Here is a 13,547-nt window from a genome sequence, read left to right on the forward strand (position 1 = left end):
GGGCGTGGCGCTCATCTCCATGTTGGACATAGCACGCGCCGGGCCACGCCGGGGACCGCCCGCCCCGGGGGCCGGCGTGTTTCGGGGCGCACCGGAACGCTTCGCGCCGCGTTGCAGGCCGCGGTCCGGAGGGGCGCCGCCGGACGCTAGTGCAACGTGCCCCGCCGCCGCACCGTCCACGCCCGCGTACGGTACGGAACCAGGATGCGCTCCATCCCCGCGATCTCCTCGGCGACGGCGGCGAGGACGCGCGTGAAGCGCTCCGGGCCCGCCTGGGCCTGGACGTCGTTCACCGAGCGCCACGCACCGAGGTACCGCTCGGGCGTCATCTCGACGGCGTGCGGCGCCTCTACGAAGAGCGGCGCCTCGAACCGTCCGCTCGCGACCAGGCGCTCCTCCAGGCCGACCGTGTAGCGACTCGCGCCCGACGAGACGCGCGACAGCTCGGGGACGATCGCCCGAATGCGCGCTTCGATGGCGGCGTGCAGCGGGCTGGCGTCGAGGTCGCGCGGGTTCCAGAGCGCGGTGAAGAAGCCCCCGGGACGCAGGATGCGATGGAACTCGGCGAGCGCGCGCGGCGCGTCGGTCCAATGGAAGGACGACCCCATGAGCACCCAGTCGACGCTCGCCGCCGGCAGCCCGGTCTCCTCCGCGGACCCCGCGCACCAACGGAACGCCCCACGATCGCCGAGCAGGCGCAGGCCTTCGGCCCGCATGGCGGCGTTCGGCTCGATCGCGAAGCCGCCGAGGCCCAGATCGAGCAGGTTCTCCGTGAGCTTTCCGGTCCCGGCGCCCACGTCGGCGACCACCCGCGCTCCGGCGTGGGCGACGAGCAGCCGCAGAACGCGGTCGGAGTAGCCCGTGCGATGGACGTAGCTCTTCGCGAGCGCGGTGAAGTCCCCGGGCGTGACGGTACTCATGGCGATGCCTCCCCGGCGGCGCCGACGAGGCCCAGCCCCGCCGCCCGCTGCATGATGACGTCCACGGCCGTGCCCACCTCGAGCGGCGCCGCCCCCTGGTCGAGCACGAGGTCCGGCTCCGCGGGCTCGTCGTAGGGGAGATCGACCCCGACCACGCCGCGGACGCGGCCGGCCAGCGCCGCCCGGTACAATCCCTTCGCGTCCCGGCGCACCAGCACCTCGAGCGGCGCCCGCAGGTAGACCTCCAGGTAGCGGGCGACGTGGCGCCGGTTCCAACGCCGGATCTCGTGGAACAGCGACATGGTCGCGCAGACGACGAGCGACCCTTCGTCCGCGCGCGCCGCACAGTACGCAGCGATGCGGCGCGCGTTCAGGAGCCGTCCCTCCAGATCGTGCCCGACGTCGGCGCCGGTGAGCGCGCGGAACACGTCGCCGTCGACGAGTGCCGCACGCGCGTGCCCGTGGGCGCAGAGCCGCTCGTACACCGCCCGCGCGATGGTCGACTTGCCGGCGCCGGAGAGGCCGGTGATCCAGACGACACCGCCCATCACGGCCGCCAGTCGTGGCTCCATGCCTCGCCCGCGCGGCGCTCGTAGAGCCGGACGTCGGACTCCCGGTCGACCTCGCACCAGCGACCGTCGACCGGCACGGCGAGCACCGGCTGGCCCGCGGCGATGAGCGCGCGCAGGAGCGACGTCATGTCGAGGCGGTCGCCGGCCGGACCGTCCAGCGCCGCCACCAGCCGTGCGATGTGCGCGAACGCCGCCGGCGCGATGCGGAGCAGGCCCATGTACTGCCCGTCGGTCGCGTCGAGGCGCGGACGCGGGCGGCCGATGTCGACGACCCGACCCTGCGCGTCGACGCGAAAGCTCTCCGCGTCGCCGGCCGGATCGTCGAACCGCTCGCGCCACAGCGCCCGCCAGAGGCGATCGTAGGCGATGGCCAGGTCCGCGTCGGCCGCGGCGAGGGCGGCGACGGTGTCGGGATGGTAGACGATGTCTCCATAGGCGACGATGCACGTCTCGCGCGCCAGCCACGGCGCCGCGCAGAGGAGCGAGCGCACCATGTTGGTCGTCGCCCAGCGCGGATTCTCGAAGCTCGCGAGCCCCGGCCGGGCGAGCTGCTCGCCGCGGTAGCCGCGCACCACGGCGATCTCGATCACCCCGGCGGCCCGGAGCGCGTCGCATTGCCAGTCGAGGAGCGCGCGCCCGGCGAGCGGCGTGAGGCACTTCGGACGCGCGTCCGACAGCTCCCCCATGCGCGCCCCTCGCCCCGCGGCCAGGATGACCGCCCGGCGTACGCCGCCGCCCGTTCCGGTCACGCCGGAAGTCCCAGCCATCGCCGCACGAGGCGACGATCGGCGTCGCGGACGGCGCCGCGCTCCGGATGCCACTGCAAGGCCACGATGGGCGCGTCGCGGTGGTACACGCCCTCGACGATGCCGTCGTCCGCCACGGCGAACTCGCGCAGCCCGTCTGCCGCCGTGCCCTGCGCGACGGCGAAGCGATGGTAGGAGTTGACCTCCAGCCGCGCCCCGCTGGGCCGCCCGTACGGGGCGCCGTCCGTGATCGTGACCGCGTGCGTGCGGGCCAGATGGCCGTCCCCGGCGCATGCCGTCAGCGGACCACCGAGCCAGTGCTGAACGACCTGGAGGCCGCGGCAGACGCCGATCACTGGAACCCCGCGGGCACAGGCGTCCTCGAGCAGGCACGTCTCGGTGCGGTCGCGAACCGGCTCGGTTGCGAGATCGTTCCCGCCGCTCAGCAGGTAGGCGTCGAGCTGCCAGCGCCGCACGAGGTCCACGACGCCCTCGCCCACGTTCGCGATCGGCATCCAGGCGACCTCGGGCAGCACCGCGGCCAGGAAGCGCGACCAGTCGTGCGCCAGCGCGTCGCGCCGCTCGCCGTGGCCGGCGGCATGCTCCACGCGCATGGTGACACCGATGCGGCGCACCCGCGGCTCAGCCACGCAGCGGCCTCACGACCCGAGCGCCGCAGTCGAGCTCCACGCGCCCGGCCGCCACCACCCGCTCGAAGAGCTGCTCGCCGACGCCGATCGCCGCCGGCAGGCCGATCTCCGCGCAGCGAATCGCCATGTGCGAGTTCGTGCCGCCGAACCGTGTGACGAGCCCTGCGATGTCCCGGGTGAAGATCCAGTCGAACCCCGGATCCGCGTTCTCGATGCACACCACCGCGCGCGCCAGCCCGTCGCTGCGGAGCGAGCGGCTGTCCAGCCGGACGACGGCCGCCTCCACGGCCCGCGCGGTCACGAAGTTCGGCTGACTGCGGTGCGCCGGCACGACGTAGAGGTCGTGCGCGTCGCGCACGAGATGTCCGAGCCGCACGGCATGGCCCACCTCGGCGCTTCGGCGCCGCAGGGCGATCAGCTCCCGCAGGTACTCGTCGCGATCGCTCACGGAGGGGCTCGTCACCTGATCGGCGATCTCCTCGACGCACAGCCAGGACAGCTCCTCGCGCGACAGGTCGAGCCCTGCCCCCCAGCGCGCGATCTCTTCGAGGGCGTCAGACAGGTGGCGCGTGAAGACGAACTTCGCGTGCTCGCGGCCGGTGACCGCCTGGCGCGCGTAGCGCAGCAGCGTGCGGGCGTCGACGCCGTCGAGCCCGGCCTCCTGGAGCAGGGCATCGAGCGCCGCGACCTCCGCGGGCCCGAGGACGAACGGCGGGCGTGCGAGCTCGCGGGCCCGCGTCCCCGCAGCGGCGAAGAGATCCGGGCGCTGATCGTAGCGCAGCGACGCCAGATCGTACGTACCGGGCCGCAGATGGCCGTAGCGCCGGAGAAAGACGTCGGGCGCGAGGGTGCCGCCCAGCACGGCGTCGAAGTCGGCCGTGAGCCGACTCGTCACCGTCTCGAGCGACGCCTTGAAGGCCGCGAGCCGCTCGGGCGCCAGGGCCTCCCGCTCGACGGCGGAGCGCAGGAGCGCCTCGGCGACGAAGGCGTGGCGCGCGATCACCGCGAAGGGATGGGTCCCGAGCCGGCGGCATTCCCGCAGGAGAGCCGTGAGGCGCCACGGGCCGGGCTCGCCCGCACCCGCCGCACGCTGGCGGTACGCCAGGCGCTCGATGCACGCCGTCGCGCGGGCCAGCGTGCCGTCGGGCCCGAGCGACACGCAGCGCCGCGTGAGCGCGGTCAGGCGCGCCGCATAGTCCACGAGCTCGCCGGCGCGCAGCACACCGGGGTAACGCTCCCGAACCGCGGCGTCGAACCCGAAGTCGCGCACGGTGGTGGCGACGGCGAACTCGACCTTGTCGTGCAGCTCCGGGTTGGCGGCGAGGCGATCGAGCCAGGCGTCGACGAGACGATCCTCCACCGTACGCTCGAGGCCGCGGGGCAGGAACGAGTTGAAGCTGTTGCGCACGTCGACGTACGGACGTCCCGCGAGCGAGACCATGAGGCATTCCCCGGGAACCGCACGGTAGCCCATGGCGACGCGGGCCGCGCGCCAGGTGCGATCGGTCACCAGCCGCCGATAGAGCGAGGTCGCCAGCGGCCGCGGGTGCGTGCCGAGGATCTCCGCGGGATTCCAATCGGGCATCTGCCCGAGGATCGTGCGGGAACCGGCGATGGCGGCGCGCGGCGCCGAGCGCTCGGCGACGAAGCGCTCGATGCGGCGCAGGGACTCGGAGACGCGGACCGCGATGAAGCGATCCCAGGACGCGCAGGCGGCGATGCGACGCACCTGGAGCACGAACACCCGGCCGTCGCGCGTACGCGCGAACTCGATGTCGAGGGGCAAGCGGCGCCCGCACAGATCCTCGACCTCACGCGCCGTTTCGACCAGCGCGGCGACCCGCTCGGACTCGATGTAGCCGGGGAGCGACTCGTGGTGCACGGACAGGGTCTTGTTGACGCCCACTCCGCCCGTCACGCGGTCGGTCCGCCCCGATTCGTCGTCGTAGTTGATGACGTAGTACGGGGCGCCGGTGTCGAGCGCGTGGGTCATGAGAACGCCGCTCAGCACGACGTCCGCGACCATGCGCTGGACCAGCACCTGGTCCTCGCCGCTGCCGCCGTAGGATGCGATCACCTCCTCGACCGCGGCGCGGACGGCGCCGGCGTCGCTGCCGTCCACTCCGAGACACGAGCGAAAGCTGCCCGCCATGGACGCCCGTACACCGTCCTCGACGCGCGCGCTGGAACGAACCGCGAGTGGTGCCCCACCGAAGCGCACCTGGATGGCCGCAACCCAGAACGCGCTCCCGTCGCGCCATGCCCCGACGGTGAAGTGCAGCCCATCGGGAACCACCGAGCGGCGCAGGAGCGGCCGCAGGCGTTCGAGCGTCTCCGCCTTGCTGCCGAGGACATCGACCGTCCCCGCAAGGCGTGCCGCCGCACCGCCGCCGCCGCGCGACGCCGACGGCCCCGGATCCGCCTGCCCGGACGCGTGCACCTCGCCCTCCATGCGTCGGCCCCGAGCCGAGCAAGGCGGGTGCCAGCATGCGCGATCGCGCCGGCGGGACCGGGTCGTGGCAGCGACACGCGGCCGGGAAGAGGATCCCGTCACGAGGTCATCGCGTTGACGCGCGGCCCGCGGCCGCATGCCCGCGGGCCAGGCGTGAGCGCGCGGCATGTCGCTTGCTCCGCTCGGCGACCGACTGGGATGGCGTCGACTGCCGGCACGTGGGCGGCAGGGCCGAAGGCCGGAGGAGGATGGGATGAGCGTCCGCTGCAACCGCTGCGCCCACGAGGCGAAGAACCTGCCCGAGCTCGCCGCCCACGTCCGCACCGAGCACCTGAGCCCGCGCGCCGCCCGGCTCGCCGCCGAGCGCGACGGCACGCTGGCGCCGCGTCCGAAGGGCGGCAAGCCCGGCGAGTCGAAGGCCCTCACGGAGCTGCGCAGCCTCATGGCGAACGGCCGCGAGGGCAGCGTCGCGCGCAGCACCGGCGCCGGGTTCGTCGACACGGGCGAACGTCAGGCCTGCGAGTCGTGCGGACGCCTCGACGTGCTGCGCCCGGTCGCACGCAGCTCGTGGAGCCTCGACCCGACGCGGCGCACGGCCCTCGTCTGCCCGATCTGTGCGGGCGCCGGCGCGCCGCCGCCGGCGGCATGAGCCGCCCGGCCGCCTTGCCATTCCGCGCCGGGTCGAGCCACATGCGTGCGCATGTCCTCCGCCCCGACGCCCGATCTCCGGACCGCCTCCGTCGACTACCGCTGCGGCGACGACGTCCTCGAAGCCTACGTGGTCACGCACGCCGACGGCTCCCCCCGTCCCACGGTCCTCGTCTGCCACGACTGGAGCGGCCAGAACGGCGGCATCCGTGCGATCGCCGAGCGTGTCGCGGCGCTCGGCTACACCGCCGTCGCGCTCGACAACTACGGCAAGGGCGTGCGCGGCGCGGAGACGGCGGACAACACGCACCTCCTGACGCCGCTGCTCGCCGACCGTGCCCTCCTGCGCCGCCGCCTCCTCGCCGGCGTCGACTTCGCCCGCACCCAGGCCGCCGTCGATCCCGAGCGGGTCGCCGCCATCGGCTACTGCTTCGGCGGCCTCTGCGTCCTCGACCTCGCCCGTGCCGGCGCCCCCCTGCGCGGCGTGGTCAGCTTCCACGGCATCTTCGCGCCGCCGAGCCTGGGGCCGCAGGGCCCGATCGCGAGCAGGGTGCTGGTGCTGCACGGCTGGGACGACCCGCTGGCCCAGCCCGCCGACGTGCTCGCGCTGGCCGCCGAGCTCACCGCCGCCGGCGCCGACTGGCAGCTCCACGCCTACGGCCACACGCTGCACGCCTTCACGTTCCCCGGCGCCGCCTCCCCGGAGAAGGGCCTCGCCTACCACGCCGACGCCGAGCGGCGCTCGTGGGCGGCGATGCGCGCGTTCCTGGCCGAGGTGCTGGCGTAGCCGCGCGCGAGCAGCCGATGGACGCGCCCAGGTCCTGGCGCGTCCGCGCCGAGCTGCTGCGGCTGGCGCTGCGCAGTCGCGTCTCCCGCCGAGCCGCCGTCGACCCCGCGTGCCCTACCGTCGTCACCATGACGACGCATCGGGCGCGGCTCGCGTCGGTGCACCTGGCACTGGAATCCATCGCCCGCGGCACGGTGCGGCCGGGCCGACTGCTGCTCTGGATCGACGACCCCGCGCTGCTGGCGGCGCTGCCCGGGTCGTGGCGGCGGCTCGAGCGGCGCGGCGTCGAGATCCTCCCCGCCGCGCGCGAGGGCGTGCACACGAAGTGGTTCCCGTACGTCCACGGCGCCGACCGGCACACGCGCCCGCTCGTCACCGCCGACGACGACATGATCTACCCGCCGGGGTGGCTCGCCGGCCTCGTCGCCGCGCACCGCCGTCACCCGGGCGACGTGCTCTGCTACCGCGCGCACCGCATGCGCTTCGACGGCGAAGCGCTCGCGCCCTACCCCACCTGGGGACCTTGCCGCGACGGCGTCGCGACCATCGCCAACTTCGGCACCTCGGTCTCCGGCCAGCTCTTCCCGCCGCACCTGCTCGACGCGATCGCCGGCGCCGGCACCGGCTTTCGCGACCGCTGCCCGCACGCCGACGACGTCTGGCTCCATCACTGTGCGCTGCGCGCCGGCGCGCGGGTGCGCCAGATCGTGCCGGAGCCGATCCACTTCGAGTTCATCCCCCGCACCCAGGACGTGGCGCTCCACCGCACGAACTTCTCGCGCGACAACGACCTGCAGATCGCGGCCACGTACGACGCGGCGGATCTGGCGCGTGTCCGCGCGGCGGTGCCGGAGGCGGACGCGGCACGGGCGGGCGCGGTCGCGTGAGCGCGGGCCTGCGGCTCTGCCGGGCTACTCCGCGCCCGAGCGCCGCATGTCGGAGATGCCCCGGGCGGCGGTACCGCCGTGCGACGCGCGGACGGAGGCCGCGCCGCATCAGGTCGGCGCCCTCGGGCGCTGGAACCTCGCCGTCGAGATCGACGCGACCACCAGCTACCCGCGGTGGGACGGCCGGCCGACTACGGGCACATCGTCGCGACGCTCGTCCCGGTCGCGCCCTCGTGACCTTGCGCGATCGCTTTCTCCTTCCGTCCCGCCGTCCCGATGTCGTACACCGCCGCCCATGCGGACCGCCCTCGCCGGCGCCATGCTGGCGCTCTGCCTCGCCGTCGCACCCGCCCGGGCCCAGCCCACCACCGACGCCTGGGGCGGCTTCACCGGCGTCGCCACCACCGCCACCGGGCGCTTCCGCACCGCCCAGATCGACGGCACCTGGTGGCTGCTCACGCCCGACGGCCACGGCTTCTTCTCGTCGGGCATCGTCGGCGTGCGCGTGCTCGGCGACTACGCGCCGACGATCGGCACGGCGCCGTACCAGGACAACGTCCTCGCCCGCTACGGCAGCGAGGTCGCCTGGGCCACCGCGGCGCTGGCCCGGCTGCAGGCCGTCGGCGCGACCACGATCGGATCGTGGAGCCGCTACGATCTCTTCGTCGGGGTGATGGCCTACACGCCGATCCTCGGCTTCGCGCAGCATGCGCCGGCGGTGCCCGGCGTCGCGCCGGGGCTGACGGGGCAGCCCGTGCGCGACTACTTCGCGCCGGCGTTCGCGGCGGGCGCGGCGATCGAGGCGCAGAACGCGCTCTCCTGTGCGACCGATCCGTGGTGCATCGGCGTCTTCACCGACAACGAGCTCGGCTGGGGACCCGGCGTCGCGCTCACCCTGCCGCTCTTCGACGCCTACTTCCGCCTGCCCGCGGGCGCGCCCGGCAAGCTCGCGCTCCAGGCCCACCTCGCGAGCCACTACGGCGGCGAGGTCGCCGCGTTCAACGCCGACTTCGGCCTGTCGCTCGCGAGCTTCGCCGACGTGCAGGCGATGACGACGCTGGTCGCCGACTGGAACACCGACGGGCCCGGCCGCCAGGCGGTGCGGCGTGCCTTCACCGGCGTGGTCGCCGCGCGCTACTTCCAGGTGGCGCACGACGCGCTCCGCGCCGTCGAGCCGTCGATGCTGATCCTGGGCGCGCGCTTCCTCTCCTACAGCACGCCGCCGCAGGTGGTGGCGGCGGCGGCGCCGTGGGTCGACGTCATGAGCACCAACTACTACGAGCTGCTGCCGGACTGGTTCGCGCTCTCGCAGACCATCGCCCAGAACGCCGGCTTCATTCCCGCGGCGCGCATGTTCGACGACGTCGACACCATCTACGCGTTGGCGGGCAAGCCGATTCTCATCAGCGAGTTCGGCTACCGCTCCGCCGAGTCCGACCTGCCGAACACCTTCCCGCCCTTCTACCCGACGCTGCCGACGCAGAGCGCGCGCGCCGACGCCTTCGCGCGCTACTTCCGCCGCGCGCTCCAGCGCCCGTACGTCGTCGGCACGCACTGGTTCAAGCACGCCGACCAGCCGATCGAGGGCCGCAACGACGGCGAGGACAACAACTGGGGCATCGTCGACCTGCACGACGACCCCTACGTCGCCGTCGGCGATCGCATGCGTCTCCTGCACGACGGCGCCGCGCCGCGCCGCGCGCTCGTCCCCGGCGGCACCGACCCGCGCGCGGAATGCCTCGTCGAGTGGGCGGCGACGGCGCCGTCGGCGATGCGCGTGAAGGCCGGCGTCGCGCTGCCGACCGGCAAGCTCACCTGCACCGACGGCGACCCACCTGCGACCTCGACGGCGTCTCGGGCCAGTGCGTGATCGAGCTGGCCCCGTGCGCGCCGACGGCGGACGGGCGTCTCGCCGCATGTGCGCCCGCGAGCCTCACCTCGGCCGTGCTGGTGAAGCCCAAGGCAGCCAAGGCGCCGGCGCTCGCGGCGGCGCTGTCGGCGAGCCTCGGCTCGCTCGTCGGCCTGGCGGTGCCGGGCACGGCGCCCACCACGTGCGGGGCGGCGGTGCAGGTGGTGCTGCCGCTCGGCACGAAGAAGCGCGCCAAGCAGGCGATCGTCACGCGGGCGTACGCCGGCACGCGGCGCGACGTCGACCGGCTGACGCTGGTGTGCGAGCGAGCACTCTAGCCGGCGCGCAGCGGCAGCAGCGCCCGGACGAGGCGCAGCGTGCGCACGATGCTGCGCGCGCATTCCCGCGGCAGCGCGCCGCGGGCGGCAGCGCGACACGCAGGGCCTGATGTGCCCGAGACGGAGCACGCGGCCGGGCTGCGCGGCCAGGCCCTCGGCGCGGCGCAGCCCGCGCTCCACGGCCGGCGGCCGCGGCGCGCCCGCGCAGGCCGGCGCCGACCACGCCGCCGCCAGCGCGCAGCGCGCCGCGCCGCCGCCGCGCAGGTCGGCGCAGGCGCCGAGCGCCGGCGACAGGCGCTCGAGCGGGTGCCCCGCTCGTCGGGCGGCGGCGGGGGTGGGCCGGGTGGCCCAGCGGGCGGCCCCACGGGCGGCTCGGGCGGCTGCGAAGGCGTCGTCCGCTGGAGGGTGAACGAGCACGCGAGCGGGCTCGGCGCCGCGCAGGGCACGCCGTCGCTCCCGAGCGGCTGGACCGTCAGCGCGGCGTCGCCGCGGATGGTCTCGGCGTGTCCGATCCGATCCTCCCAGATGGTCGCGGTCCAGGTCTGCGTGAGCGCGAGGGTCGACGACGAGCACGCGAGCGGCACCGGCGCGTCGAGCGCGAGCACGCCGCGCATCGGCTCCTCGCCGGCGGCAGGTGCCCGCAGCGTGAACCCGTCGACCTCGGCGGAGGCCGGGCCCGCGTCGCAGCCGACGGTCCCCCTCGTCCGATACGTCGGGAAGCCCACCCCCGGCCCGAGGCTGTAGTCCACGCTCACCTCGGTGCAACGCGACGGAGCGATCTCCACCCGACCCGTGGCGCAGTCCTGCGTCAGGCGTACGTCCTCGCTGCTCCAGCGGATCTCGGCCCAGGTGAAGCCGCCGAGCGAGCACCACCCGAAGAGATCCCAGCTTCCCTGCACGTCGATGGCGTCGCAGGCGAGCGCCGAGGTGCAGTCGTCGCGACAGCTGAGCCCCCACGCGGGGGCGGCGGGATCGCAGACCTCGCTCGGGTCGATGACGGCGTTGCCGCACGCGGTGGCGGTGCAGTTGCGGTCACAGCCGTCGCCGTCGATCGCGTTGCCGTCGTCGCACTGCTCGCCCGCGTCGACGACGCCGTCGCCGCACGGTGCCTGGGCGCCGGTGGCGGCGGACACGAGCACGGCGGCGGCGACGGGGTCCCAGGAGTCCGCCTGGCCGGAATAGTGCTCGCCGGTGACGACGAGCGTGCCGTCCGCTACCGGCGCGACGAACCGTGCCGCAGGCCCGCTCGTCCAGCGGCGAGGGGGCAGGAGATCGTCGCGGAAGAAGCGCAGGGTGCCGTCGTCGCCGCGCAGACGCGCCAGCGCAGCCAGGCCGCCCGTCACGCGCCGGGCGACCGACCCGACCACCAGCACGTCGCCATCCGGCAGCCCGACCACGGAACGGTTCCAGTCCCACGTGTCCATGCCGCCATCCATGCTCCAGCGCCAGCGCTCGCGCCCCGTGTCCGCGTCGAGCGCGAGGACGCCGAGGTCCGCGGCGCGCTCGTACGGCGGGCTGCCCGGCAGCAGCAGGGTTCCATCCGGGGCGACCACCACGCTCGAGCCGACGAGGATGTCCGGCCACCAGGACGTGTACGGGAACCGCCACCGCTCCACTCCCGTCGTCGCCTCGAGCGATACCACGCCGCCGTCCGGGTTGGCCGCGCGGGCGAGCAGATGGCCGGCGCGGTCGAGTCCGAGCACCCGCAGCGTCCCGATATCCGCCCGTGACAGCTCCGTCCCGTCGCCGGCGTCCAGCCGAACGAGCGTCCGGATGCCCGTGTAGTCGCCCCAGAGCTCAACGACGACGACGCCGGAACCGATGCCGACGAACGTCACGGTGACCTGGTCGAACGCCCGCGCCCAAACCTCCTCGCCCGTGTCGCCGTCGAGGCGGGACACGACCTCACCGGAGGCGGCGATCACGGCGCCTCCGTGGAGGGCCCACGCGCGGCGCGGATACCGCCAGCGCTCGACGCCGGTCGCGCCGTCGAGGCGAACGGCAAACTGCGTCGCGTACTCCCGGACCTCGCAGGCCCACGTGTCCGCGCCGACGATCGGGTCGCCGCCGATGACGCCGACGATCCCGCCCGAGGCGCAGCCGCCCCCGCCGTCCAGCCCCCAGGTCCATCGGGGCATGCCGCTGGCGACGTCGAGGGTCTGGACGCGCAGCGTGCGAGCGCGCTCCGAGCAGGACGGACGGTCGAGGTACGGCACGAATACGTCCCCACCCGCCGTCGCCGGCGGCCCGGCCGCATAGCTGCAGCCTTCGGCCGGCTGCGGCGCATCCCACTGCCACGCGAGCACGGGGGACGCGAGAGCGAGCACCAACGTAACCGCGCAACGGAGCACGCCCTGACCAGCAAGACAGCGGCCAAGCCCGACTGTCGTAGACGCGAGGGCTCTCGGCGACGCCGATGCGACGCCATGCGCAGGTGCCACCCCACCCCGCCAAAAGTCGGGGCTACTCCGCCGGCGCCGTGCCGCCCGCCCCCACCTGCGACCCGAGCCACGCCCAGAGCGTGTTCTTCACCTGCACCAGCTGCGGGCTCGGCAGCCGCTGCGCAGGGCCGCGCCCGGCTTCGGTCTGCGGCGCCAGCACGCCGACCCACATGTCGCCGTCGGTCCAGTAGCGGTCGCCGCCGCCGTTGCGGCCGTTCAGGGTCGGGCCGATGCCGGTGACGGAGAAGACCTCGGCCAGCTGCCCGGCCGCGTCGAGGCCGTTCACGAGGAAGGCGCGCTCGGCGTCGATGTCGCCGTCGATGCCGTGCGTGATCTGGCCGGTGCGGCGCGACAGCTCGACGCGGTCGTCGCGGGTCGCGGCGCCGACCCAGACCGGACGGTCGCCGCGCTCGCGCAGATCGGAGCGCCAGAAGCGCACGTGGTTGCGCCGCCGCGCGCTGCGGCCGACCTCCCTCTCGAAGGCCAGATCCTGCTTGCGGCCCCAGAGGACCAGCGTGCTGACGGGCGCCGTCGGATCCGGCCGATCGAGCAGCACGCTGGCGGCGATGCCGAGATCGCTGCGCACGCCCAGCGCCGCCGCCGGTGACCACCCGGCCGCCGCGAACGCACGCTGCACCTCGTCCGCGGTGCCGATCAGCGCGACGTTCAGCGGATCGCCCTGGATGCCGCCCGCCGTGCGCGTGCAGGTGGGCAGGTCCTCCATGGCGGGGAGATGCTGATAGTGCCGCCAGCAGGCCGGCAGGACGACGTAGGCCAGCGCGAGATACGCCGCGACGACGGCGAGCACCCACTCCATGCGCCGTCGTCTCCTCGCCGTCACCCGCTACTTCTTCGTGCCGCCCTTCGCCGCCGCCGCGTCGATCTCGACCGCGGTCAGCACCTCGTCGTCGTCGGCGTCCGCGGCGTCGAAGTCCTTGAAGCGCGCCGCGGTGAACTCGCGCAGCGAGAGCGTGCCGTCCTTGTTCTCGTCGGCGGCGACGAAGCGGTCGGTGTCGACCTCACCCAGCTCGGTCGCGGTGAGCTTGCCGTCCTTGTCGACGTCGAGGAGGAAGAACACGTCCGCCTGGCGGTCGTGGTACTCGGCGTGGTCGATGACGCCGTCCTGGTTGCGGTCGGCCTGCTCCATCGCCGTCGCCGGACCCGTCGTCGTGATCTCCGGCTCCGCCGCGACCGCCAGGGTGGCGGCGGCGAGGAGCGCTCCCAGTGCCATCGTCGTGTGTCGCATCGCTCGCCCTC

At 74.5% G+C, this 13,547-nt stretch carries 12 protein-coding genes and 1 pseudogene; 5 read left to right on the plus strand and 8 right to left on the minus strand.

The window, feature by feature from the left end:
- Positions 1-146: 146 nt before the first annotated feature.
- The 5 genes from KIT14_24960 to KIT14_24980 are packed head-to-tail and all read right to left on the minus strand — an operon-like array spanning position 147 to position 5,340.
- Positions 147-920, minus strand: a complete 774-nt coding sequence (locus tag KIT14_24960) for a class I SAM-dependent methyltransferase (GenBank protein MCW5893778.1) — start codon at positions 918-920, stop codon at positions 147-149.
- Positions 917-1,492, minus strand: coding sequence for an adenylyl-sulfate kinase (locus KIT14_24965; GenBank protein MCW5893779.1), 576 nt, complete (start codon positions 1,490-1,492; stop codon positions 917-919). Before KIT14_24965 ends, KIT14_24960 begins: the two co-directional genes overlap by 4 nt.
- Positions 1,468-2,259 (minus strand): phosphocholine cytidylyltransferase family protein, encoded by a 792-nt coding sequence (locus KIT14_24970; GenBank protein ID MCW5893780.1) that lies wholly within the window; start codon positions 2,257-2,259, stop codon positions 1,468-1,470. Before KIT14_24970 ends, KIT14_24965 begins: the two co-directional genes overlap by 25 nt.
- Positions 2,238-2,888, minus strand: coding sequence for a gamma-glutamyl-gamma-aminobutyrate hydrolase family protein (locus KIT14_24975; GenBank protein MCW5893781.1), 651 nt, complete (start codon positions 2,886-2,888; stop codon positions 2,238-2,240). The genes KIT14_24970 and KIT14_24975 overlap by 22 nt, the downstream gene beginning before the upstream one ends.
- Complete coding sequence (locus KIT14_24980) at positions 2,881-5,340, minus strand: pyruvate, phosphate dikinase (GenBank protein MCW5893782.1); 2,460 nt, start codon at positions 5,338-5,340, stop codon at positions 2,881-2,883. The genes KIT14_24975 and KIT14_24980 overlap by 8 nt, the downstream gene beginning before the upstream one ends.
- Positions 5,341-5,593: 253 nt before the next feature.
- On the opposite strand from KIT14_24980, the gene KIT14_24985 reads away from it, so the two are divergent.
- The 5 genes from KIT14_24985 (at position 5,594) to KIT14_25005 (ending at position 9,849) form a co-directional block, all read left to right on the plus strand.
- The gene (locus KIT14_24985; protein ID MCW5893783.1) at positions 5,594-5,989 is read left to right on the plus strand and encodes a hypothetical protein; all 396 of its coding nucleotides are present in this window, start codon (positions 5,594-5,596) and stop codon (positions 5,987-5,989) included.
- A 51-nt stretch (positions 5,990-6,040) separates the two neighbouring features.
- Positions 6,041-6,775: a dienelactone hydrolase family protein gene (locus KIT14_24990; GenBank protein MCW5893784.1), complete on the plus strand. Its 735-nt coding sequence runs from the start codon at positions 6,041-6,043 to the stop codon at positions 6,773-6,775.
- 17 nt (positions 6,776-6,792) lie between these two features.
- Positions 6,793-7,662: a hypothetical protein gene (locus KIT14_24995; GenBank protein MCW5893785.1), complete on the plus strand. Its 870-nt coding sequence runs from the start codon at positions 6,793-6,795 to the stop codon at positions 7,660-7,662.
- A gap of 295 nt (positions 7,663-7,957) precedes the next feature.
- Entirely contained in the window at positions 7,958-9,532 is a 1,575-nt protein-coding gene (locus KIT14_25000) for a hypothetical protein (GenBank protein ID MCW5893786.1), read from the plus strand.
- Entirely contained in the window at positions 9,529-9,849 is a 321-nt protein-coding gene (locus tag KIT14_25005; protein MCW5893787.1) for a hypothetical protein, read from the plus strand. The genes KIT14_25000 and KIT14_25005 overlap by 4 nt, the downstream gene beginning before the upstream one ends.
- A gap of 1,019 nt (positions 9,850-10,868) precedes the next feature.
- Here the strand turns inward: KIT14_25005 and KIT14_25010 are convergent.
- From KIT14_25010 to KIT14_25020, 3 genes and pseudogenes are all read right to left on the minus strand, one after another.
- Positions 10,869-11,273: pseudogene (locus tag KIT14_25010) on the minus strand (hypothetical protein).
- A gap of 1,039 nt (positions 11,274-12,312) precedes the next feature.
- The gene (locus KIT14_25015; GenBank protein MCW5893788.1) at positions 12,313-13,068 is read right to left on the minus strand and encodes an LssY C-terminal domain-containing protein; all 756 of its coding nucleotides are present in this window, start codon (positions 13,066-13,068) and stop codon (positions 12,313-12,315) included.
- Positions 13,069-13,134: 66 nt separating this feature from the next.
- Positions 13,135-13,536: a hypothetical protein gene (locus KIT14_25020; protein ID MCW5893789.1), complete on the minus strand. Its 402-nt coding sequence runs from the start codon at positions 13,534-13,536 to the stop codon at positions 13,135-13,137.
- Positions 13,537-13,547 lie beyond the last annotated feature (11 nt).

The organism is bacterium (assembly GCA_026129405.1).
Taxonomy (GTDB): domain Bacteria; phylum Desulfobacterota; class Binatia; order DP-6; family DP-6; genus JAHCID01.

What these genes read in the sequence shown, in the direction of transcription:
- KIT14_24960 (MCW5893778.1), bottom strand. Translation starts at nt 920, where the DNA reads ATGAGTACCGTCACGCCCGGGGACTTCACCGCGCTCGCGAAGAGCTAC.
- KIT14_24965 (MCW5893779.1), bottom strand. Translation starts at nt 1,492, where the DNA reads ATGGAGCCACGACTGGCGGCCGTGATGGGCGGTGTCGTCTGGATCACC.
- KIT14_24970 (MCW5893780.1), bottom strand. Translation starts at nt 2,259, where the DNA reads ATGGCTGGGACTTCCGGCGTGACCGGAACGGGCGGCGGCGTACGCCGG.
- KIT14_24980 (MCW5893782.1), bottom strand. Translation starts at nt 5,340, where the DNA reads ATGGAGGGCGAGGTGCACGCGTCCGGGCAGGCGGATCCGGGGCCGTCG.
- KIT14_24985 (MCW5893783.1), top strand. Translation starts at nt 5,594, where the DNA reads ATGAGCGTCCGCTGCAACCGCTGCGCCCACGAGGCGAAGAACCTGCCC.
- KIT14_24990 (MCW5893784.1), top strand. Translation starts at nt 6,041, where the DNA reads ATGTCCTCCGCCCCGACGCCCGATCTCCGGACCGCCTCCGTCGACTAC.
- KIT14_24995 (MCW5893785.1), top strand. Translation starts at nt 6,793, where the DNA reads ATGGACGCGCCCAGGTCCTGGCGCGTCCGCGCCGAGCTGCTGCGGCTG.
- KIT14_25000 (MCW5893786.1), top strand. Translation starts at nt 7,958, where the DNA reads ATGCGGACCGCCCTCGCCGGCGCCATGCTGGCGCTCTGCCTCGCCGTC.
- KIT14_25020 (MCW5893789.1), bottom strand. Translation starts at nt 13,536, where the DNA reads ATGCGACACACGACGATGGCACTGGGAGCGCTCCTCGCCGCCGCCACC.